Below are 26,591 nucleotides of genomic sequence, written 5' to 3' on the forward strand. Positions count from 1 at the left end.
GATATCATACTCCTTTTTCTGTTCTAATACAATATATGATTGGGAAGGGTTTCCTGTCAGACATATCTGTACAGCAGGCATATTTCAGATGAAGTGATCATAGAATATAAAGAATTCATTTGCCTGGGAGTGGTCTGTGATAGATACAGAAAAAATTCCTTTGACAGAAGCAGATACAGCTGCCTATGATTCAACAGCCCAGATATTGAAAGCGGCAATGGCCTATGTCAATCCATCCATTGGGAGAATGATGGCGGTTATGGCAAAATCCATAGAACTGCGGCATATGATGCAGTATTTAGATCAGGGAGGTGTCAGTGCCTGCGGTGTGAACAACCGCGCAATTCCGCCGGAAGAAGTTATCCGGGATTTGAGAAAGTATTGCGGGGCAAAGGAAAAAGAGCAGCTGGACCGTTGTCTGAATATGATGAATATGGCAAAAATGTATGATATGTACAGAAATTTTTCCGGATCCGGGGATCTTTCAGCCATGGCATCTATGATGGCATCCGCGTCAGGCGCAGACAGCGGTGAGTCAACGAATAGGGATGGCAATACCTGCTCTGCCAGCGACACTGATTATCTCAGGAAAATGCAGTCAATGCTCACACCAGAGCAGATCCAGCTGATCCGTCATATGAATGGACAGCAGAATACATAAAGGAGGCAGCAGTATGACACGAGTAGATTGGGCCAGTCATCCGGCCGTCAGAAAAATTGATATCCGAAAATTATCAGTGCTTATGGCGCTGATAAATCAGTCTGAGGGGAAAAGTTTTTCAGAAATGATTCCATCTATTATTGAGGCGAATAAACATCTGACAGCCATGGGGCTTGCGTTTACCAATGATGAGATAAAATTGATCTTTGATGTAATGAAAAAAGATATGTCTGAGGAGGAAATGAAGCAATTCAATAAGCTGAGGAGCCTGATGAATCTGCCGACGTGGCTTTAAAAGGCTGGTGCAGCTCGAAAGATTTTGAAATAGTTCGATCGACAAGAAAATAGGACTTAAAATAAGCAATACAATTTAGACGCTTATTTTAAGTCCTATATATTAGAACTACACTAGCGGTTGTTTATTTCACGATCAGGTTCAGAATCTTGCCTGGTTTATAGATAACTTTGACAATGTTCTTGCCTGCGGTGATGTTGGCAATCTTAGGCAGTGCCATGGCTTTGGCTACGGCTGTTTCTTCATCATCATCTAATGAGAGTTCAACTGCATCCTTTGGCTTACCGTTGACCTGAACACCGATTTCGACTGTTTCGTCTACCATCTTGGATTCATCATAAACCGGCCATTCGGAAACGGACAGGAAACCTTCGCCGCCAAGCATCTCCCAGAGTTCCTCTGTGATATGCGGTGCGAATGGTGAAAGCAGCTTCAGGAATGTGACATACTGCTCTTTGCCAACCGTCGTCGCAGATTCGAAATCGTTCAGCAGTGCCATCAGTGTAGCGATGGCTGTGTTGTACTTCATATCTTCAATGTCGTCGCTGACCTTCTTGATGGCCTTGTGGAGCGGATTGTCAAGGCTGTGGAGATTCTCGTCCGTAACCTTCTCAAAGATACGATAAACACGGTCAAGGAAACGCTTGCAGCCGCGGACAGAGTTTTCATTCCAAGGTGTAGAGGCGCCGTAATCACCCATGAAGAGGATGTAAGTACGGAGTGTATCTGCACCGTATTTGTCTGCAACATCCAGAGGATCCACAACGTTGCCTTTGGATTTGCTCATCTTGGTACCGTCAGGTCCGAGGATCAGGCCCTGTGCGGAACGTTTTGCGTATGGTTCAGGTGTGTTGACAACACCGATATCATACAGGAAACGATGCCAGAAACGGGAATAGATCATATGTCTTGTAACATGTTCCATACCGCCGTTGTACCAGTCAACAGGCATCCAGTATTTCAGCTTCTTCGGATCTGCCAGTGCTTCTGTGTTGTGAGGATCGATATAACGCAGGAAATACCATGAAGAACCGGCCCACTGAGGCATTGTATCTGTCTCACGTTTGGCATCCCCGCCGCACTTCGGACACTTGCAGTTCACAAAACTGTCAATCTTGGCCAGTGGAGATTCACCGTCTTCACCAGGCTGGAAATGCTCTACCTTCGGCAGACGAAGCGGTAACTCTTCGTATGGTACACCTACCATACCGCATTTCGGACAGTGAACAATCGGAATCGGTTCACCCCAGTATCTCTGACGGTTGAAGGCCCAGTCTTTCATCTTGTACTGAACACCCTTCTCGCCGATACCCTTTTCTTCAAGGACTTCGATCATCTTCTCAATAGAATCCTTCTTGTTGGTATAGCCATTTAAGAAATCAGAGTTGATCATCTCACCATCGCCGGTATATGCTTCTGTGTCAATATCGCCGCCTTTGATAACAGGGATGATCTCTTCACCAAATTTCTTGGCGAAATCATAGTCACGCTGGTCATGGGCAGGAACAGCCATGATAGCACCTGTACCATAACCCATCATAACATAATCTGCAATGAATAACGGCACTTTCTTGCCGCTGACAGGGTTAACTGCCATAAGGCCGTCAATCTTGACCCCAGTTTTGTCTTTATTAATCTCGATACGTTCAAATTCGCTCTTCTTCGCGCATTCTTCACGGTAAGCTTCAATCTGATCCATATTCCTGATCTGATCAGCATACTTGTCGATCAGAGGGTGTTCCGGTGCGATAACCATAAATGTCACTCCGAAAAGTGTATCCGGGCGTGTTGTATAAACGCGGAGACTCTCCTGTTCATTATCCAGCTTGAAGTTCACAAATGCACCTGTGGACTTGCCGATCCAGTGCTGCTGCTGCTGCTTGATATTGTCAGGGTAATCGACTTCGTTCAAGCCTTCAAGCAGTTTATCTGCATATTTCGTAATACGAAGATACCATACTTCCTTAGATTTCTGGATAACATCACTGTGGCAGATATCACATTTGCCGCCCTGGCTGTCTTCATTGGAAAGGACAACTTTACAGGATGGACAGTAGTTAACCAGAGTCTTGTCTCGGTAAGCGAGACCTTTTTCAAAAAGCTTCAGGAAAATCCACTGTGTCCACTTGTAGTAGTCTTCCTGAGTTGTATCAATAACACGATCCCAGTCAAAGGAGAAGCCCATACGCTTCATCTGATTGGAAAAACGTTCAATGTTCTGATCGGTAACAATTCTTGGATGTGTATTAGTCTTGATGGCGTAGTTCTCTGCCGGAAGGCCGAATGCATCGAAACCGATTGGGAAAAGAACATTATATCCCTGCATACGACGCTTACGGGATACAACTTCAAGACCTGAATAAGCCTTGATATGGCCGACATGCATGCCGGCACCACTAGGGTAAGGAAATTCTACAAGTCCGTAGAACTTCGGCTTGTCACTGTTGTCTTTGGCAGCAAAGAGGTCAGCATCGGCCCATTTCTTCTGCCATTTTGATTCAATTTTCGCGAAATCGTACTTCATAACGCTTTGTATGTTCCTCCTTAAAGGGAAAATATCCCATAATAGTTAAACTATTTTTAATTCTATCATAATGTAATTGAAAGTCAATGGTAACTATTCAGTTTCACCGGCTGTGTTCTCTGCTTCTTCGGAAGACAGATCGGTGTTCTCTGGCTGAAGAGTTTCAGCCGGAAGTGTGGAGATAAGGTTCAAAAGCTTCTCCAGTCGTACAATAGAGTCCTTCGGTGTGATCTTCGCGCAGAAGAAAGCAATAATGGCCAGTGCAAAGAGCAAGATTGCCTGCTGCCATAAATGCTGCGACAACATGACGATGCCGCCGATACCCATTGCTGCAACCATAAACCAGAGAAAGAAAATGGCGGATTTCATCTTACCGATGACGCCGCTGATCTTACTGCCTGTACCATCCGGTTCAATAGTTCCCATAAAACGTGTTGACAGATAGACGGTATCATAATCGCTGTGGAAAAAGACCATCAGCTGATTCTTCTCATGCGTACCGAAAAAGCATCGCTCACCACTGTAGGCACCCTTGTTCTTAGAAGTAAATTCTACAATTTTGCTGTCCCACAGGCGGAGCCATGTTTCGGGATCGTGATCACTGTGTATTTCAAATGGTTTCATATGAGAAACAACCTCCCTTTTTGTTGATTGTCTGAGTCGAACAATCCAAATAATTGTAACATATGTTGGGTAACATTACAAGTAGCTGCCCATTCCGGCATACAATGCATTTAGTTGTCATAGAAAGAAATAAAAAATTTGATCATATAAGAAAAGCAGCCCAGATATGTGGACTGCCTTTCCGAAAATGTCTGATATCAAATTGAATGATTACTCTTCTGCTTCGTTGGCATTCTCTGCAATGACACGTTCCTGAACATCTGATGGTGCCTGTTCATAGCGGTCAAACATGTAAGAATAAACACCTCTGCCGCCTGTCATAGAACGAAGATTGGTGGAGTAGCCGTATAATTCGGATAATGGAATATCTGCAACAACTTCTGTCTTGCCGTTGCCGACAGGGTTCATACCAAGGACACGGCCTCTTCGTTTGTTCAGATCGCCCATAATATCACCTGTGTAACTGTCAGGAACAACAACGCTCAATGAAGCGATTGGTTCAAGAAGAACCGGTGTTGCTTTCATGAAGGCAGACTTGAAGGCCTGTCTTGCAGCTGTCTTGAAGGCCATTTCTGAGGAGTCAACCGGATGATAGGAACCATCAAATAATGTGGCTTTCACCCCGACAACCGGATAACCGGCCATAGGGCCTTTACCAATGGATTCCTGAATACCCTTCTCAACTGCAGGGAAGTAATTCTTCGGTACAGCACCGCCGACAACGCGTTCTGCGAATACATAAGGGGTCTCAAGATCGCCGGATGGCTCAAATTCCATAGCAACATCACCATATTGGCCGTGACCGCCGGACTGTTTCTTGTATTTCTCACGAACTTCCACTTTCTTGCGGATCGTCTCGCGATATGGTACACGCGGTTTGGAGAGGGTAATCTCCACTTTGTACTTGGCTGCCAATTTGCTGACAACAACATCCAGATGCTGATCACCCATACCGTACATCAGGAGCTGACGGTTTTCCTTGTCATTAAAAGTCTTCAATGTACAGTCTTCTTCCATCATCTTCTGCAGTGCCTGGGAAATCTTATCAACATCGGCTTTGTTCTTGGCTGCATAACGTTTGTATGTATAAGGGGCACTGAGTTCAAACTTATCAAAAACAAGCGGATCGCTCTTCAGTGAAAGGGTATCGCCGGTTTCGGTGTTGGTCAGTTTGGCGATGGCACCGATATCGCCGGCTTTGAGTTCAGGTACTTCAATGGCTTCTTTGCCTCGAAGAACATAGAGACGGTTCATCTTCTCTTCTGTTTCACGTTCATAGTTATAAATCACGGAATCCGCTTTCAATTCACCGGAGCATACCTTAATTAATGAGTAACGACCGATGAAAGGATCTACGATGGTCTTAAATACATAGGCCGAGAATGGACGTCTGGAGTCATAATCCACATTGTATTCCTTGTCAGTTCTAGGATCTTTACCAAAAATCTTGACTGTATCACGGATTGGTGACGGAAGGAATTCAACACATGTCTTCACGAGATTCTCAATGCTGATATTGTAAAGGCCGGAACCGCACTGAACCGGAACAACATTGCCGTCATTGACATTCTGTCTGAGGGCATCGATAATCTCATCAATTGTGAATTCGCCGCCTTCGAAATAACGATCCATGAATTCTTCACTTGTCTCAGCAACCGCCTCAAGGAGTGCTTCGCGGCAAGGTTCTAATTCTGCCTGAAGTGCATCAGACAGATGCATATCTTCTATCGCAATGTCTTCGAACTTATTGCCGTCGTCTGTGCATTTGCGTCCCAGCATCTTAACAACATTCACATAGCCGGTGAACTTTCCGTCTTCCTTGACAGGCAGATGGAAAGGAGCAATCTTCTTGCCGTATAATGCACGAAGGTCTTCTACGATCTTCGCATAATCTGCATTGTCATCATCAATATCTGTTATAAAGAATACTCTCGGAATATCATACTTCTCACAGAATTCCCATGCACGTTCTGTGCCTGCTTCTACACCAGCTTTACCGGAAATAACGATGATCGCGCCGTCTGCAACGGATAATGCTTCTTCAACTTCACCAACAAAATCGAGATAACCCGGCGTATCAAGAAGATTGATCTTCCAGAATCGCCATTCAATTGGAACGATGGATGTGCTGATTGAAAACTTTCTCTTGATCTCTTCTTTATCATAATCGCTGATAGTATTGCCATCAACCACTTTGCCCATACGTGATGTAACACCTGTTACATTCGCCATTGCTTCAACAAGTGTTGTCTTTCCGCAGCCGCCGTGTCCCAGAACTGCTACGTTACGAATATCCTGTGTCTTATAAACCTTCATGTCCAGTCCTCCAATACGATTTGATACATAGGTTAAACTTCTGGTGAATACATGATCTATTGAAGAAAACCCATGTCTATATTCTACTAAAAAGATGATGATTTTTCAAGTATTTTATCGATATTTAACAATAAATTCTGAAAATTATTTTCTGATAGTTGGAATATTTGAACTAGACAGATAAAATTTACTGCTTTAAAGTCATAAATCATTGACTTTTATATAGGTAAGTGTTAGACTGATAAAAGCTTAACTTAATTTTATCATACAAAAGGGGAAATATTATGTCTGACAAAACAATCGGGTTTATCGGTCTCGGGCTTATTGGCGGTTCCATTGCCAAGGCCCTTCGTCGTGTACATCCTGAATATAGATTAATTGCATACAATCGCTCCAGAAGCAGTCTTGTGGAGGCGATGTCTGATGGGACGATCAATCAGGCAACGGATGTGATCGATGCTTCATTTGCAGAGTGTGATTTTATTTTTCTGTGCATGCCGGTTTCTGTGAATATCCAGTGTCTGAAGAAGTTAAAGGATCTTGTGCCGGATACCTGTGTGATTACAGATGTGGGCAGCGTTAAATCCACAATTCATGAGGCGGTCAGAGAACTGGGAATGGAGACGCGTTTTATCGGCGGGCATCCCATGGCCGGATCAGAGAAGACAGGCTATACAAGTGCAACAGACCGGCTTCTAGAGAATGCTTACTATATTATAACGCCTACTGCCCTTTCCAATCCTGACAAGGTGGCGGAAATGCGTCAGCTTGTAACAGATACAGGTGCAGTTCCAATCGTACTGAATTGTGAGGAGCATGATTATGCAACGGCTGCGATCAGTCATCTTCCCCATGTTATTGCCTACACACTGGTGAATCTTGTCCGGACATCTGATAGCAGGGAGGGGCTGATGCGTCAGCTGGCAGCAGGCGGTTTCAAGGATATCACCCGTATCGCCTCATCGTCCCCGGATATGTGGGAATCCATTTGTCTTGAGAACCAGGGGCAGCTTTTGAAGGTGATTGATGCCTATAAGGCTTCATTGGAAGATATATCAGAGGCTATCAGAGAGAATCGGGGAGACAAACTGCATTGTTTCTTTGAAGAGGCCAAGGATTACCGCGACAGTATGCCGATGAAGATGAAAGGCAGTATTGAGCCGGCCTATGAGATATATGTGGATCTGATCGATGAATCTGGTGCGATCGCAACGATTGCAACTATACTGGCTTCCAATCGTATCAGTATTAAGAACATCGGCATTATCCATAACCGGGAATTCCAGGAAGGTGTTTTGCGTATAGAATTCTATGAACAGGATGCCGTGGAGAAAGCAACAGTACTGCTGTCCAAATATTCCTATATTATCCATACACGATAGACAGAAAAAGTTCTGGATTCTGCAGCATAAGAAAACCCTGCTGAAAAACTAATTTTCAGCAGGGTTTTCTGTTGGATCAATAAAATCCTGTATTCTGTGACTCAGGAGATAGGCATAGGCTTCTACCATATTCTCGGCGGTACATTGTTGATTATTGCTTTGAATCCACCTCTGAAGAAGGTTGGATAATGAGTTGGCATAAAAAGCAGCAACAAGTTCAGCCGTCACTAAAGGATTGTTCGTCTGGTTCTCTATATAGATTTCGCTCATCTCTGACAGGAAAAGATTATGCAGAGAATTCCTGATAATGTCCGTGAAGGCATTCTGACCTGTAATCTCAAAGGCTTTCCTGTAAAAAGCACAATCGTTCTTCATACATACAAATAACAGTTTTAAACCTTCTGTATACATCTTCTGCTCAAACATTGCGCGAACTTTTTCTATAATATATTCATTAAAAATCCATTCAACGACTTCGTATTTGTCGCAGAAATAATTATAAAAAGTCGGTCTGATGACGCCGGCTTCGTCTGTGATCATCTTGATTGTGATTTTCTCAAAGGGATGATTGCGCATAAGTACTTTCAGACTTTCGCCGATCAGCGCCTTGGTCATCTTTTTTCTTTCCATTCAAAATTTCCCTCCAGGCTGCATGCTCAATTGCAACAATATTAGAAAGTATAACACAAAAAGAAAAAAATGCAAATATAATTTACATATTCTAGTAATAGCAATCATTGATTTCAGAATATTAACATGCAAATTAATATGTGATATTTGAAACAGATGAATTGCAGACGATAAAAAGGGAACTGCTTCGGCAGTCCCCTCTAAAGAGTAATTATTTTTTGTAATTTGTGTACTGTGGTGTTTTGTGGGTTTCTTCAACCCAGATCTTATCGGCATGACCCTTCCATTCTTCAGCGTAATTCTTGCATTTACTGCAGAGATGTTCAACGGTTTCAGGAGATTCCATATTTGTCTGGTGAGCACCTGTTTCATGAACCATCTTCTGAAGGAATTCCGGATTCTCAAGCATCGGGCATGGACGCAGATGGTTGTTGTTGAATGGCTGACCGTTATGATAAGCCATAAACAATGGGCTCTGGAGAATCTCAAGAATGGAGTTCTCATGAATGTTTGTATTGGAGAAGTGGATGAATACACAAGGTTCTGCATCACCTGCAGAGTTAATGTGGAAGTAGTTACGTCCGCCTGCAATACATCCGCCGACATATTCGCCGTCATTCTGGAAATCCATTGGGAAAAATCCGATATCACACTGTGGAGAACGGATCTCACGGATACGTTTGATCATGTATTCACGCTGTTCCATTGTAGGCATCAGGTCAAGAACTGCATTGTTGCCCACTGGCATGTAGTGGAAATAGAATCCAAAACGTGCTCCTTTTTCGGAGATCATTCTTAAGAATTCATCACTTGTAACTGCCTCAATATTGGCACGTGTGTAGCAGATGGATGTACCGAAAATGATACCGTATTTCTTCAGCAGATCCATGGCTTTCATGACAGCTGCATAATGACCGTCACCACGGCGGGCATCATTTGTCTCAGGTGTACCTTCGATGGAAAGCTGGAAAGTAATATTGCCGAGACGAACCACTTCTTTACAGAAATCTTCATCGATCAATGTAGAGTTTGTGTAGATTGAAAGCTCAACATCGTTATGCTTCTCTGCAAGACGAAGAATGTCGGCCTTACGTACAAGCGGTTCACCGCCTGTCATCATATACAGATATACGCCAAGTTCTTTGCCTTCTGTGATGATCTTATCCATATCATCGAAGCTCAGATTAGCCTTGTGACCGTATGTACCGGACCAGCATCCCTGACAATGCATATTGCAGGCGGATGTCGGATCAAAGAGAATCAGCCACGGAATATTGCAGTGGTAGATTTCACGGTTCTTACGGATCATCTTTGTGCCGCGGAAGAAAGCTTCAAAACCAAGATTCAATGCAGCCATTTTGGCAACATGAGGATCTGTTTCATCCAATACACGATTGATGAATTTAATCCATCTGTTATCAGGATCTTTGATAGCTGTTCTAACCTTATCGTAATCTTCTTTGGAAAATCCATTGCCCCAGAACTGTTCTGCCCAGTCTACTAATTCAAGAAATCCTTTTTCTCTGTCTTTGTCTACCATCGCAAGGACTTTGTCGATGATAACACTGGCAGCTGCACGCTGCGCTTTATGTGAAATTTTGTCTAATGTTGTATTCATATTTCAATCCTCCTGATTTATGCTAAATATTTTAATACGACATCCATGGCAGAAATCAACAGCAAAATACCGCCAATGCCGTATGCCTTTGTCTTTTGCTCATATCCAAGCCGCATGCCGGTGTACAGCCCGAGTATAACCATAACGGCTGTAATGATCAGTATACTCAGAGCTACAATATAGAACCTCGCCTTTAAGAGGCCAAATCCCATACCGGCAAAAAGTGCGTCAAGGCTGGTGAAGAATGCAGCAACACAGAGCTGTTTGTAATTAACATCGCTCAGTCGTTCGAGAATACCTTCATTTTTCCAGGCTTTGTATAACATGTATACGCCAATAACCGTAAAAATGATGACTGAAATAAATTCACCTACATAGCTGACATTTTTGGCGATGTCTGCCAGATAAGGAATTAATGTGACCGTATGACCGATGGAAACGGCAACCACCTGCCAGGCACAAAAAAACAGACTCATTTTCAGAAGCTTTGTCTTTTCAATCTTTAAAAGAACGGCTCCCTGACACACAACAACAGCGTAGACATCTAAAGACAATCCGATGGAAATGATAAGTATCTCTATAAGACTCATACCGGACCTCCAGCCCATTTATTTATTTTCTGTATACTTTAGCATGTCTGCTAGCAATTAGTACTATAAAAGAAAATGAGCTGAAAGTACAGATTCACAAAAAGGCAAATGTTCAAAAAGAAGCTACAAAAGAATTAAAATGTCGTATTTTTAGAATATTTTAGTTGTCCAACGGGTGCAATCCCAGACATCTGTAGCGAGACCGTCATAAAAGTCCGGTTCGTGGCAGACCATCAGGATGCTGCCGTTATAATCTATCAATGCACGCTTCAACTCATCTTTGGCATCTGTATCCAGATGGTTGGTAGGCTCATCAAGGAGAAGAACATTGGTCTCTCTGTTGATCAGCTTGCAGAGACGGACCTTTGCCTGCTCGCCGCCGCTTAAGACACGCACCTGGCTTTCGATGTGCTTGGTTGTCAGACCGCATTTGGCCAGTGCTGACCGTACTTCATACTGACTGAAGGATGGAAATTCATCCCAGAGTGTTTCAATGCAGGTTTTTGTGCCGTCACCGGTCATCTCCTGCTCAAAATAACCAATGTTCAGATAATCTCCCTGTTCTACCGTGCCGCTGATGGAAGGAATCAGGCCGAGAATACTTTTAAGCAGCGTTGTCTTGCCGATACCGTTGGCACCGGTAAGGACGATCTTCTGCCCGCGTTCCATTTCAAGATTCAATGGTGTAGATAGTGGCTCATTATAGCCGATGACCAGATCCTTTGTCTGGAAAATGTAACGGCTTGGTGTGCGGGAAAGCTTAAAATTGAATTCAGGCTTTGGCTTCTCGGAGGCAAGTTCGATCACATCCATTTTGTCAAGTTTCTTCTGTCTGGACATCGCCATATTGCGGGTAGCAACGCGTGCTTTATTTCTGGCTACGAAATCTTTCAGCTGGGCGATTTCCTTCTGCTGCTTGTTGTAAGCTGCTTCCAGCTGTGCTTTCTTCATGGCATAGACTTCCTGGAACTGGTCGTAATTTCCCACATAACGATCCAGACGCTGATTCTCCATATGATAAATCAAATTGACCACGGAGTTCAGAAATGGAATATCGTGGGAAATAAGAATGAAAGCATTCTCATAGTCATTCAGGTAACGTTTCAGCCATTCAATATGGTCGACATCCAGATAGTTGGTAGGCTCATCCAAAAGCAGGATGTCCGGTTTTTCAAGGAGAAGCTTGGCCAGCAGGACTTTGGTACGCTGGCCGCCGCTTAGATTAGTGACATCCCTGTCAAGGCCAATGTCTGTCAGACCAAGAGCCCGGGCTACTTCATCCACCTTGCTGTCAATCATGTAAAAATCATGCATCATGAGAAGATCCTGAATGGTGCCGAGTTCCTCCATGGCTGTATCCATCTCATCCGGGGACATCTCGCCCATGTTGTCGCAGATGTGATTCATCTTCTCTTCCATTTCAAAGAGAAAGTCAAAAGCGGATGTCAGTACTTCACGTACAGTCATGCCTTTCTCAAGCACGGTATGCTGGTCAAGATAACCGACACGGACGTTTTTGGCCCATTCGATTTTGCCTTCGTCAGGCATCAGTGTGCCTGTAATAATACTCATAAAAGTGGACTTACCTTCACCGTTGGCGCCGATAAGTCCAATATGTTCTCCCGCCAGCATCCGGAAAGAGACATCCTGAAAGATGGCTCTGTCTCCGAATCCGTGGGATAAATGTTCAACATTTAAGATACTCATAAAAACCTCTGTTCAGACTTAAGCAGTGATTAACGTCCACAGCACTGTTTGTACTTCTTGCCGCTTCCGCATGGGCATGGATCATTACGTCCGATCTTCTTGCCTTTAACAACAGTCATAGATTTCTTCTGGGCTTTGTAGAGCTCTTTTCTGCGTTCTTCTGTCAGAAGTGCATCCCATTGAGGCAGGTTGTAAAGCCAATCAGCCTTTGCAGCTACCATGTTGTAGTACAGCTTCTCAAGGTCGATATCAACAGTCACTTCTGATTCAGCAACGATGGTATCAACAGGGTTTGGTGTCTTTAAGCTTTCATTGATACCATCAAGGAAACCGCCGAAACGGACAACATCCATACCGTATTTCTCAGCCAGTTCTGCAACAGTGCCCTTCTCAACTTCTACAGGTTCTGTCAGCATCTTTTCATAGACAGCCTTCTCCTGCATATAGTAATCTGTCCAGAACTTCTGTGCTGTTGCCTGATCTGTATTGTACTGGTTTGCAAGTACTTCCCAATCTTCCATTAAACTCATGTTATTCACCTTATCCTTTATTTTATAAAATTTAATGACAATTTCTGTATTCTGCCTCTGAAAAAGAAACAGGACACACCTTATCAAATTATAAAAGATGAGTCCTGTTTTGTCAAATCATTTATGTGCAGGATATTATCTGAAATTATTATTTTCCGCTGCAGCATAAACGGCATCAAAGAAATATTCCTGGGAATTGAGGGGAGCGTTCTCTTCCGGTGTCAAACAGACATAGGTGCCGTCCGGCTGCTGCTCTCTTGCTTTGACATTATAAATCCGGGCGCGTGCCTCTGTCCTGAAAATATAGATTCTTGAATGCTCAAGAAAACGTCCCACAATGTTGATGATCCGGATATTGTCTGTAAGATCTTCAATGCCGGACCGCAGACAGCAGATGCCGCGGATCACCATGTCAATTTTTACACCAGCTTCAGATGCTTCGATCAGTTTCGCAATGATTTTTTTATCTGTCAGGGAATTAATCTTGATGCCGATATAACCTTCCTGACCGGATTTTACCATGGCAATTTCATTGTCGTCATTTCTAGTACGGGTTTCTGGAGACATTTAGGAGCCATAAGGAGATGCTTAGTCTTGTCAACAACCGTGCCCAGGGATAAAGCCTGAAAGATTCGTGAGGCCTCCATACCGATTTCAGGTCTGGCTGTGATCAGAGAGAGATCCGTATAGAGACGGGCTGTTTTTTCATTATGGAAAATACATGCAGGAACTATCTTTTTTGGATGTAATTGATGTAAAATTTATGTAATCTTGGCAAAAAAATGCCGATGACAGTCAAATCCCGTCATCGGCATGGTGTATGTTGATTATTCTACAAGGACGTCTTCAATCTCTGATTGAAGTGTCTCTTTCAGGTGCTGTTCCTCATCCAGCATGCGTTCCAGTTCTTCGAGAACGGACTCAATCTCGGTTTTAATCCCTTGAACCTGTTCTTTGGATTGCTTGATACGCTTTTGAACAGCCAGATCTGCAAAGATGCCATCAAAAAAGTAATCTGCAAAACGCAGGAAATCATCTGTGTTGACATGAACATCTGTCTGAACGGAGATATCAGTCAATTCTGTGTTGAAGTGTCTGAGATCCATCTGGAGTTCGGTAATATAGCTCTGGGCATCGTCCAGGTTGCCGTGTTTGGCTGCTGTGCTGAGTAAACCGCCGCCGAGGATATCCCATGTGCCCCATGCTTCTGCATTATCAAGCTTGCTAAGTACACAATCTGTTGTAAAAGCGGCTTTCTGTCCTGCTGAAATAGCTTCCTGAAGTTCTTTGATACGGCTGCTGCAGGCGGATATCTGTTCATCGAGATGGAGCAATCTGTCCGCTTTGTCTGAATTCCTGAGACGAATCTCGTCCTCTCTTGCCTTCAACAATTTATTGTAGGTTGCTTCGCATCCCTTCAGATAATCCAGTTCCTTGACATATGTATGGATATGATACTGAATGGCCTTTAATTCCTGATTCGCGGCTTCGTACTTCACGGAAGCTGCATAAGCTTCCTTCTGTTCCTTTGTCATCTTCTCGTCGATTTTTCCGATGAGACTGTAAAAAAGAGCTGTCAGACCTCTGTCTTCCAGCCGGTCCACATCCTTCTGCTCATCTTCCTTCTCCTGTCGCAGTTCTTCAACCTTTTCCTTCTGCTCTTTTTCCTGAACATACAAATTGTCAAGCATGGATGTCAGATGTGCCTTTCTGCCAATCTGTTCTCTGAGTTTCTGAAGCTGTTCCCTGTCTACGTCCATATATAATCCTTTCCTTTTTGTAGTATATGAAATAATATCCTGATACCATGTTATCTCTATGGCATCATACCGCTCCATTATAACACTTTATGATACGGGTTGTCTATGAATTTTCGGTTTTATCCGGGAATCGGAAATAAAAAGTACATTACCTGCATAGGACATGCAGTGTAATGCACTTGAAAAATTATTGTAACTGTTCAGAGTCAACCTCCAAAATGCTACGCATTATGTCGGGGTGGCTCTGAACAGTTACAGATTATTTTATAAACATCGCATCCCCGAAGCTGAAGAAACGATAACGCTCCTGAACAGCTGTCTCGTAGGCATGCATAATATGTTCTTTGCCTGCCAGTGCAGAGACGAGCATTAGAAGTGTTGATTCCGGAAGGTGGAAATTGGTAATGAGCGCATCAATGCATTTGAATTTGTAGCCCGGATAGATGAAAATTTCCGTCCATCCTCCTGCAGCATGCATGGTGCCGTCTTCATCCGCCACGGATTCCAGTGTACGTGTGCTGGTGGTACCAACGGCGATGACTCTGCCACCGCGTTTTTTTGTATCATTGATGATATCAGCGGCTTCCTGAGTGACCTGATAATACTCAGAATGCATATGGTGCTGTGTCACATCCTCTACCTTAACAGGACGGAATGTGCCCAGGCCCACATGAAGGGTCACACGGGCGATGCGGATGCCTTTGGCTTCAATGGCCGCCAGAAGTTCCGGTGTAAAATGCAGTCCGGCTGTGGGTGCAGCGGCACTGCCTTCATGTTTGGCATAGACTGTCTGGTAACGGTTTTTGTCCTGAAGCTTGTGGGTGATATATGGCGGCAGCGGCATTTCACCTAACTGGTCAAGGATTTCTTCAAAAATACCTTCGTATTCAAAATGGATCAGACGGTTGCCCTCTTCCACCACATCAATGACTTCTGCTTTCAGACGCCCGTCACCAAATGTCAGGCGGGTACCCGGTTTTGCTTTTTTGCCCGGACGAACCAGTGTCTCCCAGACATCATTTTCTCTTCGCTTCAATAAGAGAATTTCAATGTGGGCACCGGTATCCTCTTTCACACCATAGAGTCTTGCCGGAATGACCTTTGTATCATTGATAACAAGACAGTCTTCAGGGTTTAAATAATCAATAATATCCTTGAAGATATGATGGCTGATATTACCGCTTTCGCGGTCAAGCACCATGAGTCTGGAGCTTGACCGGTCTTCTAACGGATCCTGTGCGATCAGTTCTTCAGGAAGATCGTAATAAAAATCACTTGTTTTCATTGTCTGTTAGCCTCTATTTTCTCAGTTCGATGCCAAGGTCTTCAAGGCCGGCAATAATCTTGTCCATAGCTGCTGTAATATCTTTTTCTTCCAGTGTTCTGTCGTTTGCTCTGAAAGTGATGGAGTAAGCAACGGACTTGTAACCCGGTTTGATCTGTGAACCTTCGTAGATATCAAACAGATGGTAGCTTTCAAGATGATGACCGCCCTTTTCGCGGATGACTTTTTCAATCTGACCAACAAGAATGTCTTTCTTAACCACCATACTGATATCGCGGTTTACAGCAGGATGTTTGGCAATGCCCTTGAAATGACGGTCAAATGTTGCCATTTCTGTAATGACAGGCATATCAAGAACCGCAATGTAAGCACGTGTCTTCATGTCATAGTTTTCGCATACTTCCGGATGAACTTCACCCATGTAGCCGATGACTTTACCCTGGTAAATGATGTTGGCCTGGCGACCCGGATGCAGAAAGTTCTTGCCGGCATTTGGATCATAATCAACGATATCATGCATACCTGCTCTTTCAAGGAATTCCTCCACAACACCTTTCATTGTGAAGAAATCGCCTTCACCGTAGAAACCGAGTGTAAACTGAACACGTTCATCAGCGTATTCTGTCAGTGGCAGTGATTTAGGCAGATAAATCTTTGCCATTTCGTATAATTTTACATCTTTGTTGCGGCGGTTGAAGTTTCTTGCCAGAGAAACAAGCATGCCGTTTAAAGGTGTTGTTTTCATGATACTGTAATCTTCACCCTGTGGGTTGGCAATAGTGATTGCCTGACGCAGCGGATCATCAGCATCAAGGCGGAGTTTGTCAAATACCTTCGGGCTTTCAAAGGAGAAAGTCATACCTTCGGAGAATCCGCAGAATTCAGCAGTTTCCTTGGCAACATCTTCGACTCTGTGCTTGAAGGAAACTTTACCGCTGGTGGATTCGCCGCTTGGCAGTGTAGAAGGAATATTGGAGTAGCCATAGAATCTTGCAACTTCCTCAGCAAGGTCTGCTGTGCCCAGAAGATCCTGTCTGAATGTCGGAATAATCATGACATTTCTGTCAGCATCGTATTCAAGTTCCAGTGACTTGAAGTAATCAAGCATCTGTTCAGCAGATAAATCAGTACCAAGTAGACGGTTAATTCTCTCAGGCTGGAAAGGAATTTCATGAGGCTCTTTGACTTTGCCGTAAACGTCTACCATACCGCCGACAACTTCGCCGCAGCCCAGCACTTCGATCAACTGGCAGGCACGGTCGATGGCTGCACTGGCATTATTCGGATCCAGACCCTTTTCGAATTTGCTCTGGGCATCGGTACGCATACCGAGTTTCTTGCCGGAGAGACGGATATTGGTGCCGTCAAAGCAGGCTGCTTCAAATAAAATAGCATCTACGTCATCTGTAATCATGGAATTTTCGCCGCCCATGATACCTGCGATACCAACTGGTTTCTCTGCATCACAAATCATCAGCATAGAGCTGTCCAGTGTTCTCTCCTGGCCATCCAGAGTAACAAATTTCTCGTTGTCTTCGGCACGGCGGACAATGATCTTCTGGCCTGCGATGGTAGAAAGGTCATAGGCATGCATCGGCTGACCGTATTCTTCCATGACATAGTTGGTAATATCGACGATATTGTTGATCGGACGGATGCCCTGAGCAGCCAGACGACGCTGCATCCATTCAGGAGATGGTCCAACCTTGATATTCTTAACCACACGGGCTGTGTAGCGCGGGCACAGTTCTGTATCATTGACTTCAACGCTGATAAAATCGTTGACATCCTCATCGTTGCCTGTTGGTTCTACAACCGGCGGACAGAATGGTTTGCCGAATGTAACAGCAGCTTCTCTTGCAATACCGAGAATACTGAAGCAGTCTACACGGTTGGATGTGATCTCGTATTCAATAACAGCGTCATCTAAGCCCAGAGCCTTGATTGCGTCATCTCCCGGTTTGATATCGTCTCTGTTCTTAAAGATATAGATACCGTTTTCAGGGGCATCCGGATACATATCGCGGCTGGAACCCAGTTCTTCGATGGAACACATCATACCGTTACTTGGTACACCGCGGAGTTTGCCCTTTTTGATCTTGATGCCCTCTTCCGGAGGGGTGCTGCCGTCATGACCGCCGGCAACTTTTCCGCCTGCAAGGACAACCGGAACAACAGCGCCTTCAAAAACGTTTGGTGCACCTGTGACGATCTGTACAGGTTCTTCCTGACCAACATTCACCTGGCAGATGACCAGTTTGTCGGCATCAGGATGCTTTTCGATTTTTAAAATCTGTCCGATAACAATATTCTCGAGATTCTTGTCTAATTCGACATAATATTCGCCCTTTGAACCGGATAATGTCATAGCATCCAGATATTCCTGAGGTGTCAGATTCTCAATACCCGGTACAAGGTCTTTAATCCATTTTAATGATGTTCTCATAATCTATTTTCCTCCTGCTGCTTAGAACTGTTTCAGAAATCTGATGTCATTTTCATAGAGATGATGCATGTCATCAATTTCGTATTTGAGCATGGCGATACGCTCAAGGCCGACACCGAATGCAAAGCCCTGATATTCTTCAGGATCAATGCCGCACATTTCAAATACATGCGGATGCACCATACCGCAGCCAAGGATTTCAATCCAGCCTTCACCTTTACACATTCTGCAGCCTTTGCCACCGCATTTGAAGCATGTGACATCCATTTCGGCACTTGGTTCTGTGAATGGGAAATGATGCGGTCTGAACTTGACCTTTGTATCTTCGCCGAAAAGCTGTTTCGCAAATTCAGCCAGTGTGCCTTTCAGATCGGCAAATGTGACATTCTTGTCAACGACAAGGCCTTCAATCTGGTGGAAGTTCGGTGAATGCGTAGCATCCAGTTCATCGGCACGGAATACACGGCCCGGTGCGATCATACGGATCGGCAGCGGCTGAGTTTCCATGGTATGGATCTGTGTACCGGATGTCTGTGTACGAAGCAGCAGATCCTTGGTGATGTAGAATGTATCCTGTTCATCTTTGGCAGGATGATTGGCAGGAATGTTCAAAGCCTCAAAGTTGTAGTAGTCAAACTCAATTTCAGGTCCTTCTACAACTTCATAACCCATACCTGTAAAGATACGTTCAACTTCTTCCTGGGCAATGCTGTTTGGGTGGCGGTGACCCAGATGGTTCTTCTTTGCCGGAAGTGTAACATCGATGACTTCGGATTTGAGCTGAAGTTCTCTGGCTTTTGCAGCAAGATCTTTCTTCATCGTATCAAGAGAATTCTCGATTTCCTGACGGGCTTCATTGACCATCTGGCCGAATGCCGGACGTTCTTCAGGCGGGATATCTCTCATGGATTTCATAATGGCTGTCAGTTCGCCTTTTTTACCTAAAAAGGAAACACGGATATCATTCAGTGCATCCATACCACCGGCAGCTTTGATCTGGGCGATGGCTTCATTTCTAATTTTTTGCAGTCTGTCCTTCATTGTACGACTCGTATGAAAAAATCATACGCTCCTTTCTTTGACTAATCTTATTTTGACTGTGGATGTGGTTTGCAGGCAGGTATGTATTCGTGCGCAAAAGTGCATAAAAAAAGCCCCTTTATGAAAAAATAAAGGGACGAATTCATTCCGCGGTACCACCCTGCTTCCCCGTTCAAATCGAAGTTATTCAAAAATGACATATAACGGGGCACTTGGAGATGCTTAACGGGCATCGGCGATATCTCCTACTTGGTATATGGTTCAGAGATACAGCTCCTGTGGGAAATTCAGTCATCATCAGAACTTGAGGCAGCTTTCAGCCAATGGCTTCCTCTCTCTGTAAGGAAATGATAACCTGATACAGATATGCATATACTATACATGATCTGCAGCACATTCACAGCTTTTGTTCATGTTTTATTTTAACATATTCAAAAAGCTTGTCAATAGGTCATCTTCACAGTTGTTAATTTTTGTAATCTATGATAAGATGAAGCCGTGTGACGTTTTAACGAGGGGGGAATCTATGCATACAATTTTGCGTTGGATCAAGGGATTTTTGAAGAAAAATACAGAAGATTATCTGGGAGCTTATGCTTCACAGGCGGCCTTTTTTATTGTGCTCTCTGCATTTCCATTCTGTATTTTTTTGCTGACTCTTCTGCGGTATTCACCGTTGACCTATGAAGATCTGTTGAATATTCTCCAGATGTTATCGCCGAAGATGGCCAATGATGTCATTCGCTTGGTTATGAAGGAAGTTTATGAGCAGTCTACGATTGCGATTACATCGTTTACGATCATCTTTGTTCTCTGGTCGGCAGGACGAGGGATTTTGTCTATTACCAGGGGAATTAACGAGATTTATCATATCAATGAAACACGAAATTATTTTTATATCCGTTTCATTTCAGCAGTTTATACATTGTGGCTGGCTGTAGCATTGATCGTGACCCTCGGACTTCTGGTATTTGGCAATGTTCTTTATCGCAAGGTGATCAAACTTCTGCCGGTGCTGCATGATTTTGCTGCCTTTGTCATCAGTATCCGTATGTTGATCATTTTCGGACTGCTGACGATGTTTTTCATCTTTGTTTACAAGGTGCTGCCGAATAAGAAGACACCGCTGCTGTATGTGCTGCCGGGAGCAATATCCTGTTCCATCGGATGGATGATCACTTCCAGCATTTTTGCTATTTATTTCAATTATTCCCATAGTTTTATCTATATGTACGGCAGTCTGGCGGGCATCATGATGATCATGCTCTGGCTGTACACCTGTATGTATCAGCTTTTCCTGGGGGCAGAACTCAACAATCTGCTGCATCCCGAATCTATTTCAGGGGACACAGCAGAAGACGTTTTTAAATATTAAGGCATTCATCGGGACCCGTCTGCAGGTTCCTTTGATGTTTCATTCGAGGGTATTGACATTTTCTATGTTGATACCCTCGAAAAAGTATGTCAGAATTTCTCTATAATCATATCCCTTTTCTGCCAGTGTGTCGGCACCATTCTGGCTTAGACCGGCTCCGTGGCCGAAGCCACCGCCATAAATTTTATAGCCGGTGATTTGTTCTCCATCATTGATTTCTTCAAGAAAAAAATATCCGCTTGGCAGAAGAGACATGCCGTTTCTGGTACTTTTGTCCTGTAGAATAACGGCTGTATCCGAGGACGGGACAAGCAGACATCGGATATTGTATTCACCGCTGACAGTCAATTCCTGATTCCTGCCGGTCAGTTTTATTTTCTGCAGCACCCCGCTTTCGGCTCGTTTGACAATTTTGATCTGCGAAATGTCATCCGGGTCAATGGTGCCATCTGAAGACAAAACCGTGAAACGTTTGGGGTCTGCGGACATTCTCTTTGCAAAGGATTCGGCAATATTGGACCGGATGTGTGCCATAGAAAGCTCCGTTTGCCATCGAAACCAGGGATCAGATGATTCAAGATAAGTATTTTCTGCCGGTTGAAAGATAAAGTTTCTGAAAGCTTCTTCTGAGGAAAGTGCAGGTATTCCCGGAGGCTCTGTTTCCAGACGTTCTGTCATATGGGTATCCTGTGAGGCTGTATCCGGATAACCCCATATATCATCACTGCTTGAGAGACTCCCGCATGAAGAGGAAAAATATTTGGCGGTTACGATCTTCTGCCGGCTGGATAAAACTTCGCCGGCAGTGGCATCAACAGCCAGATCTGTCTGAGTATCTGTTCCCTGATTCATATAGACCTGGCAGGATGTACTGTCATTCAGGTCAGCAAAATCATATTTAGGGTTTTTCACAGCAGACAGAGCATAACTTCGTGCACAGACAGCCTGTGCCTTTAATGCTTCTAAATGATAGGAAGCCGGCATTTCGGAAGGTACGACACCTTTTAAATAGGTTTCTGTCGGAAGAATATTGATCAGAAAGAGCGCGTCTTTTGAACGCATAATCTGCAGCCGGCCACTGTAGGAAGGATTGCCGCAGCTTCTGTTAATGCTGAGAATGGTCATGCAGTGATGATTTTCAGGAACAGCTTCAGCTGTTTCGCCATCCTCCGAAAAATCATCTGCATTCAGTTCGACAACTTCATCTGCCGGATATTGAATGACCTTGTTATGAAAAGTCAGTTGCCATGCAGCATCAGAAGTCAGCCGAAGGTTTTTATGTGCCTCGGATGAGAAGTCATCATTCATAATACAGACCCGGATGTCAGGAGCAGATGCTGCAGGAAGGGGGTCATTCTGAGAAAATGATTCGGAGGGGGCTTCTGCGGCCTTTGTGTTGTCCGTATCAACAGATGTAGAAGCTGTGATGATTTCTGCCTGCTGATGATTGGCAGGAACGGCCATTAACAGCTGATCCTGATAAATATAGGCGGTAACGGTTTGGTCAAGATATTTTTCGAGAGCAAGTCCTTCACAGCTGTATATGCCGCTGTCAGTTTTTACCTGCCATCTGTCTAATGTATCAGATGCAGATGGAACAGCCAGAATCTTTTGTTCTTTTTTTATTAGTTTTATATCTATGTCCTGTTCTGCGAGTAACCGGTCAAAAAATTGCAGCCATTTTTCAAGCGGCATAGGCTTCCGTTTTTGAAATACAGGAATTGAAAGCGAAATGTCAAAAAAATCAGCAATATTTGAGGCCTCCTCCCATGTCAGGTAATCAATAGGATGAAATAGATCACCGTCTTTTTTCATGATGCCCTCTGCCAGAACTGTCGTGATTTCATCGGCATACCATAAAGTGCTGTCAACATCAATAAGCGGTTCGACACTCTTTGCCCTGTCCTTATTCATGTCACATACGGTCCATGCCAGCATGCGTGCCGTTTGGGCACGTGTAATACCTTCTGTAAAAGATTGTCTGTGACTCTGTCGGTAAAATAAAAAAAGAGTCATCGCTGCCAGAAGCAGGATGACCGGTTGGATTCTTTTCATACGGGTCTCCTGTCCTTGATTGCGGTATCAAACACTATTAATCTATGTTCAGGAAGACCGGATTATGATAAATATTTGAAAATACTAGGGTAAAAAGGTCAGAAAGCCGATGCATATCGATAACGCTATTCCCTGGAAAATGCGAAAAAAAAAGAAACCTCCAAAGTGCCGATGTCCGCATTTTTGACTCCTAGCCTTAAGCCAGGTGGGTAACCTGGTCCACTTTTCTGTCTTCCGCTGCCATTGCGGGCGGCCTGACATATTGTGGAACACGCAGTTTCCCAGTCAAAAAAATGTAGGTTCAAAATTGCGAACTGTCGCACACCCCAGATAAGTTTCTTCATGAGTGTATTATACATGATTCATTTCGTTATTTCAAGAGGAAATTCAAGTCAAAGCCTATTGTCAAATAAAAGGGGTTGACGTTATAATAAAGACGGTAAGAAAAGAGGTAATGGATTTATGTTGAAAAAATTTGTACGAACAATGGCTTATATCGGCGGCATCGTGACAGGATTTTATTTATTTGCAAGTGCGCCCGGTATTCATAAAAAGAAGAAATGGCAACATCTTACCGGATGGGATTATGCGCATCGCGGTTTATATGACAATGAGCACGGCATCCCGGAGAATTCCATGGCGGCATTTCGTCGGGCAGTGGATAAAGGCTATGGCATTGAACTGGATGTTCATTTGACGGCGGATAACCAGCTGGTAGTCTTTCATGATGATACATTAACAAGGATGTGCGGAATGAATAAAAAGATTTCGAGCTTTTTATATTCGGATCTGATGCAGCTGCGTCTTCTTGGTACTGAGGAAGGTATTCCGCTTTTCAAAGATGTTCTTGAGTTGATAGATGGCAAAGTGCCGTTGATTATTGAATTGAAGGTAGACGGAAGCAATCAGAATCTGCTTTGCCCGCTGGTCTGGCAGCTGTTGTCCAGGTATAAGGGGGATTACTGTATAGAGTCCTTCCATCCTTTTGTCCTCCAGTGGTTTAAACGTCATGAGCCGCAGGTGGTACGCGGCCAGTTATCCTGCAATTTCTTCAAGGAAAATCCTCATTGTGATATCGTGCTTTTCTTGATGTCGAATCTGATGACGAATTTCTTTACACATCCGGACTTTATTGCCTATAAATATCTTGATCTTGACAATCCGGCGGTTATCTATAACCGGAAGCTGTTCCACATTATGACGGTTGTCTGGACGATACCAGGCAAACCAACCTATGATCGGTTCAAGAACAAAGTTGATGTCATGATATTTGAGGGCTTCGAACCCTAAAGAGTCGATTGAATTTCAGAAGGGGCTTCAGAAATAAATAAGAGCTTCGCATCCTGTTAATGCGAAGCTCTATTTGTTTACTAGATACCCAGGAATTTTTTGACTGTGGCTTCCATTTCGGTCTTATCGCATACGGTTGTATGGCGAACAGGTGCTGTACGAATCTCTGTAACAGCTGCAGGTTCAGCAACATTGGAAACGGCTGTAAGCTGATCAACCAATTCAAATTCAGAATACTGGCTGACATCACCTTTGATAGCTGTCATGACGCTGCGGGCAAACTTAAATGGACTTGCAGTGGAAGCAATAACGGTTGGTGTTGTATCATGGGTCTCAGTCACGTACTTCTTGTATACAGAAGCAGCTACTGCAGTATGGGTATCGATGACATAACCTGTTTTGGCATACAGATCATGGATGACCTTTGCTGTCTCCTCTTCTGTTGCATAATTACCATAGAAATCCTTGAGATTCTCACGCATTGCAGGTGTGATATTATAGACACCGGTTTCTGATAAGGACTTCATCAGCTGATTATCTTTGGCAGCATCCTGACCGGCAATCTGATAGATCAGACGTTCAAGGTTGCTTGAAATAAGAATATCCATGGATGGAGAGGTTGTAACGTGGAATTCTCTGTTACGGTCATAAGTACCTGTGGCAAAGAAGTCATAAAGAACTTTGTTGGTATTGGATGCGCAAATCAGTTTGGCAATCGGAACTCCCATATTTTTTGCATAGTAAGCGGCAAGAATATTGCCGAAGTTGCCTGTTGGGACATCAACATTGATCGGATCGCCGTTTTTGATCTCGCCATTATGTACCAGTGCCGCATAGGCATAAACATAATAAACAATCTGAGGAACAAGTCTTCCGATGTTGATGGAGTTGGCGGATGAGAACTGATAGCCGGCAGCGTTCAATTCCCTGTTCAGTGTTTCACAGCCAAACATCTTCTTCACACCTGTCTGAGCATCATCAAAATTGCCGTGAATACCGACAACAAATGTATTATCACCCTTCTGTGTCACCATCTGTTTCTCCTGAACAGGGCTGACACCATCCTTTGGATAGAATACGATAATCTTTGTGCCGGGAACATCTGCAAAACCTGTCAGTGCGGCTTTGCCTGTATCACCGGATGTTGCTGTCAGAATAACAATTTCGTTCTTGACATTGTTCTTGCGTGCAGCAGTTGTCATCAGATAAGGAAGAATGGATAATGCCATATCTTTGAAAGCGATGGTCTTTCCATGGAAAAGTTCAAGATAATAGGCATCGTCAGCCTTGACTAACGGTGCGATAACTTCTGTATCGAACTTCTGATCATATGCACTGTTGATGCAGTGTTTCAATTCTTCTTCTGTGAAATCAGTAAGGAAAAGCTTCATGACTTCATAAGCCACTTCCTGGTAACTCATATCTGCTAATCGATCAATGGATACGTCCAATTTCGGAAAAGATGTCGGAACAAAAAGACCGCCGTCTTCGGCAAGTCCCTTTAAAATTGCATAGGATGCAGTTACAGTTTTATCAGCACTTCGGGTGCTTTTATATAATAATTCCATATTTCCTCCTTTTGCCCGCTTACAAATGTCTTCTTTGGGCACACATTCAGTCTCTTTTGCGAATTATAACATATCCATATTCCGGTGACAATATGAAAAATGTATTTTTGGCGGTGCCGATCCACTTTTTTGCGATAATGTGGTATACTGATGACGGAAGGAGGTGCCTCTGATGCATCAATTTTATTCATTATGCTCACAGATCATCGGCGGCATTGTTGTATGTCTGCTGATTATTTCTTTTTCTGTGACATTGACGTTGAATTTCAGACCGCTTTATTATGCAGATATACAGAATCTGCACATAACGGAATTATCAGGCAGGGAAGAAAAAGACATCCGCAGCAATTACGATGCGCTGATTGATTATAACAGTCTGTTCAATCACCAGCCGCTGAAATTTCCAACCTGTGCAATGTCCGAATCAGGCAGAATTCATTTTGAGGAAGTTAAGAAAATATTTGATTTCTTTGGGTGGCTTTTTGTAGGAACTTTGCTGTTGACGGCTGCTGCAGCTTTCTATTTTATCAAAAAGCATGCGTGGCTCTGGCTTCGTATTGCAGGAATACTCTGTATTGCTCTGCCGGCTTTTCTTGGTCTCATGGTTGCTGTCAATTGGGATTATGTCTTTGTTACTTTTCATCAGCTTGTTTTTAATAATGATTATTGGTTATTTGACTCTTCCACGGATCCGATTATTGATATTTTGCCGGATGGATATTTTATGCATTGTGCCATCATGATTTTTGTTCTTGTCTTTGTCGGCAGTTTTTTATGTTTTATATTTTCTCATTTATTAAAACGACGTTCCGGTTGAATTTCAGGAAGTATATATGGTATAATAAGAGTACCAAGAAGGAAGGTATCTACTATTTAGAGGGGATAGGTGAAACA

Annotated in this window: 22 protein-coding genes and 1 other RNA gene; 6 read left to right on the forward strand and 17 right to left on the reverse strand. The window is 43.6% G+C overall.

Translation table 11 applies throughout. The annotated features are described in order from the left end of the window. Positions 1-136: 136 nt before the first annotated feature. The gene (locus NBH03_RS04255; RefSeq protein WP_250797466.1) at positions 137-661 is read left to right on the forward strand and encodes a hypothetical protein; all 525 of its coding nucleotides are present in this window, start codon (positions 137-139) and stop codon (positions 659-661) included. A 13-nt stretch (positions 662-674) separates the two neighbouring features. Beyond that, positions 675-956: a hypothetical protein gene (locus tag NBH03_RS04260; RefSeq protein ID WP_015514229.1), complete on the forward strand. Its 282-nt coding sequence runs from the start codon at positions 675-677 to the stop codon at positions 954-956. 124 nt (positions 957-1,080) lie between these two features. Here NBH03_RS04260 and leuS read toward each other — a convergent pair whose 3' ends face one another. The 3 genes from leuS to fusA all read right to left on the reverse strand — a co-directional run bounded on the left by leuS (position 1,081) and on the right by fusA (position 6,420). After that, complete coding sequence (leuS, locus tag NBH03_RS04265; protein WP_117526917.1) at positions 1,081-3,480, reverse strand: leucine--tRNA ligase; 2,400 nt, start codon at positions 3,478-3,480, stop codon at positions 1,081-1,083. 93 nt (positions 3,481-3,573) lie between these two features. Continuing rightward, on the reverse strand, positions 3,574-4,104 hold the full coding sequence (locus NBH03_RS04270) for a hypothetical protein (protein ID WP_227081130.1): 531 nt from the start codon (positions 4,102-4,104) through the stop codon (positions 3,574-3,576). A 210-nt stretch (positions 4,105-4,314) separates the two neighbouring features. Continuing rightward, positions 4,315-6,420: an elongation factor G gene (gene fusA / locus NBH03_RS04275; protein ID WP_117526921.1), complete on the reverse strand. Its 2,106-nt coding sequence runs from the start codon at positions 6,418-6,420 to the stop codon at positions 4,315-4,317. 284 nt (positions 6,421-6,704) lie between these two features. On the opposite strand from fusA, the gene NBH03_RS04280 reads away from it, so the two are divergent. Beyond that, positions 6,705-7,802: a prephenate dehydrogenase gene (locus NBH03_RS04280; protein WP_250797472.1), complete on the forward strand. Its 1,098-nt coding sequence runs from the start codon at positions 6,705-6,707 to the stop codon at positions 7,800-7,802. A gap of 48 nt (positions 7,803-7,850) precedes the next feature. On the opposite strand, the gene NBH03_RS04285 is transcribed toward NBH03_RS04280, so the two are convergent. The 11 genes from NBH03_RS04285 to pheS all read right to left on the reverse strand — a co-directional run bounded on the left by NBH03_RS04285 (position 7,851) and on the right by pheS (position 19,409). Next, positions 7,851-8,432 carry a TetR/AcrR family transcriptional regulator C-terminal domain-containing protein gene (locus NBH03_RS04285; RefSeq protein WP_250797478.1) on the reverse strand — a complete coding sequence of 194 codons (582 nt, stop codon included), beginning with the start codon at positions 8,430-8,432 and terminating at the stop codon, positions 7,851-7,853. Between the two features lie 211 nt (positions 8,433-8,643). Further along, positions 8,644-10,050, reverse strand: a complete 1,407-nt coding sequence (locus tag NBH03_RS04290; RefSeq protein ID WP_250797483.1) for a radical SAM/SPASM domain-containing protein — start codon at positions 10,048-10,050, stop codon at positions 8,644-8,646. 17 nt (positions 10,051-10,067) lie between these two features. After that, positions 10,068-10,640: a manganese efflux pump MntP gene (locus NBH03_RS04295; RefSeq protein WP_250797484.1), complete on the reverse strand. Its 573-nt coding sequence runs from the start codon at positions 10,638-10,640 to the stop codon at positions 10,068-10,070. Positions 10,641-10,790: 150 nt separating this feature from the next. Continuing rightward, positions 10,791-12,347, reverse strand: coding sequence for an ABC-F family ATP-binding cassette domain-containing protein (locus tag NBH03_RS04300; RefSeq protein WP_250797485.1), 1,557 nt, complete (start codon positions 12,345-12,347; stop codon positions 10,791-10,793). Between the two features lie 29 nt (positions 12,348-12,376). Beyond that, positions 12,377-12,877 carry an SEC-C metal-binding domain-containing protein gene (locus NBH03_RS04305; RefSeq protein WP_117526929.1) on the reverse strand — a complete coding sequence of 167 codons (501 nt, stop codon included), beginning with the start codon at positions 12,875-12,877 and terminating at the stop codon, positions 12,377-12,379. Positions 12,878-13,012: 135 nt separating this feature from the next. Continuing rightward, complete coding sequence (locus tag NBH03_RS04310) at positions 13,013-13,444, reverse strand: hypothetical protein (protein ID WP_331476046.1); 432 nt, start codon at positions 13,442-13,444, stop codon at positions 13,013-13,015. Then, complete coding sequence (locus NBH03_RS16190) at positions 13,393-13,638, reverse strand: hypothetical protein (protein WP_442872332.1); 246 nt, start codon at positions 13,636-13,638, stop codon at positions 13,393-13,395. The genes NBH03_RS04310 and NBH03_RS16190 overlap by 52 nt, the downstream gene beginning before the upstream one ends. Before the next feature lie 66 nt (positions 13,639-13,704). Next, positions 13,705-14,637, reverse strand: a complete 933-nt coding sequence (locus tag NBH03_RS04315; protein ID WP_015514239.1) for a hypothetical protein — start codon at positions 14,635-14,637, stop codon at positions 13,705-13,707. A 259-nt stretch (positions 14,638-14,896) separates the two neighbouring features. Further along, positions 14,897-15,922: a tRNA preQ1(34) S-adenosylmethionine ribosyltransferase-isomerase QueA gene (queA, locus tag NBH03_RS04320; protein ID WP_117526933.1), complete on the reverse strand. Its 1,026-nt coding sequence runs from the start codon at positions 15,920-15,922 to the stop codon at positions 14,897-14,899. A gap of 13 nt (positions 15,923-15,935) precedes the next feature. After that, on the reverse strand, positions 15,936-18,368 hold the full coding sequence (gene pheT, locus NBH03_RS04325) for a phenylalanine--tRNA ligase subunit beta (protein ID WP_250797486.1): 2,433 nt from the start codon (positions 18,366-18,368) through the stop codon (positions 15,936-15,938). A 21-nt stretch (positions 18,369-18,389) separates the two neighbouring features. Then, positions 18,390-19,409: a phenylalanine--tRNA ligase subunit alpha gene (gene pheS / locus NBH03_RS04330; protein ID WP_015514280.1), complete on the reverse strand. Its 1,020-nt coding sequence runs from the start codon at positions 19,407-19,409 to the stop codon at positions 18,390-18,392. 526 nt (positions 19,410-19,935) lie between these two features. Here pheS and NBH03_RS04335 point away from each other — a divergent pair. Continuing rightward, positions 19,936-20,784, forward strand: coding sequence for a YihY/virulence factor BrkB family protein (locus tag NBH03_RS04335; RefSeq protein ID WP_250797488.1), 849 nt, complete (start codon positions 19,936-19,938; stop codon positions 20,782-20,784). Positions 20,785-20,823: 39 nt separating this feature from the next. Here the strand turns inward: NBH03_RS04335 and NBH03_RS04340 are convergent, their stop codons facing one another. Both NBH03_RS04340 and ssrS read right to left on the reverse strand, forming a co-directional pair. Continuing rightward, a complete protein-coding gene (locus NBH03_RS04340) occupies positions 20,824-22,839 on the reverse strand; it encodes a SpoIID/LytB domain-containing protein (RefSeq protein ID WP_250797492.1) in 2,016 nt (671 codons plus the stop codon). A gap of 153 nt (positions 22,840-22,992) precedes the next feature. Beyond that, a non-coding RNA gene (gene ssrS / locus NBH03_RS04345) (6S RNA) lies at positions 22,993-23,175 on the reverse strand. 126 nt (positions 23,176-23,301) lie between these two features. Between ssrS and NBH03_RS04350 the strand changes: the two genes are divergently transcribed. Next, positions 23,302-24,129, forward strand: coding sequence for a glycerophosphodiester phosphodiesterase (locus NBH03_RS04350; protein WP_215689303.1), 828 nt, complete (start codon positions 23,302-23,304; stop codon positions 24,127-24,129). Positions 24,130-24,209: 80 nt separating this feature from the next. Here NBH03_RS04350 and thrC read toward each other — a convergent pair whose 3' ends face one another. Next, positions 24,210-25,697, reverse strand: a complete 1,488-nt coding sequence (gene thrC / locus NBH03_RS04355) for a threonine synthase (protein WP_250797496.1) — start codon at positions 25,695-25,697, stop codon at positions 24,210-24,212. 172 nt (positions 25,698-25,869) lie between these two features. Here thrC and NBH03_RS04360 point away from each other — a divergent pair, with 172 nt between their 5' ends. Beyond that, the gene (locus NBH03_RS04360; protein WP_250797497.1) at positions 25,870-26,514 is read left to right on the forward strand and encodes a TIGR01906 family membrane protein; all 645 of its coding nucleotides are present in this window, start codon (positions 25,870-25,872) and stop codon (positions 26,512-26,514) included. The last annotated feature ends 77 nt before the right edge of the window (positions 26,515-26,591 follow it).

This window comes from Coprococcus intestinalis (assembly GCF_023656595.1).
Classification (GTDB): domain Bacteria; phylum Bacillota; class Clostridia; order Lachnospirales; family Lachnospiraceae; genus Coprococcus_A; species Coprococcus_A intestinihominis.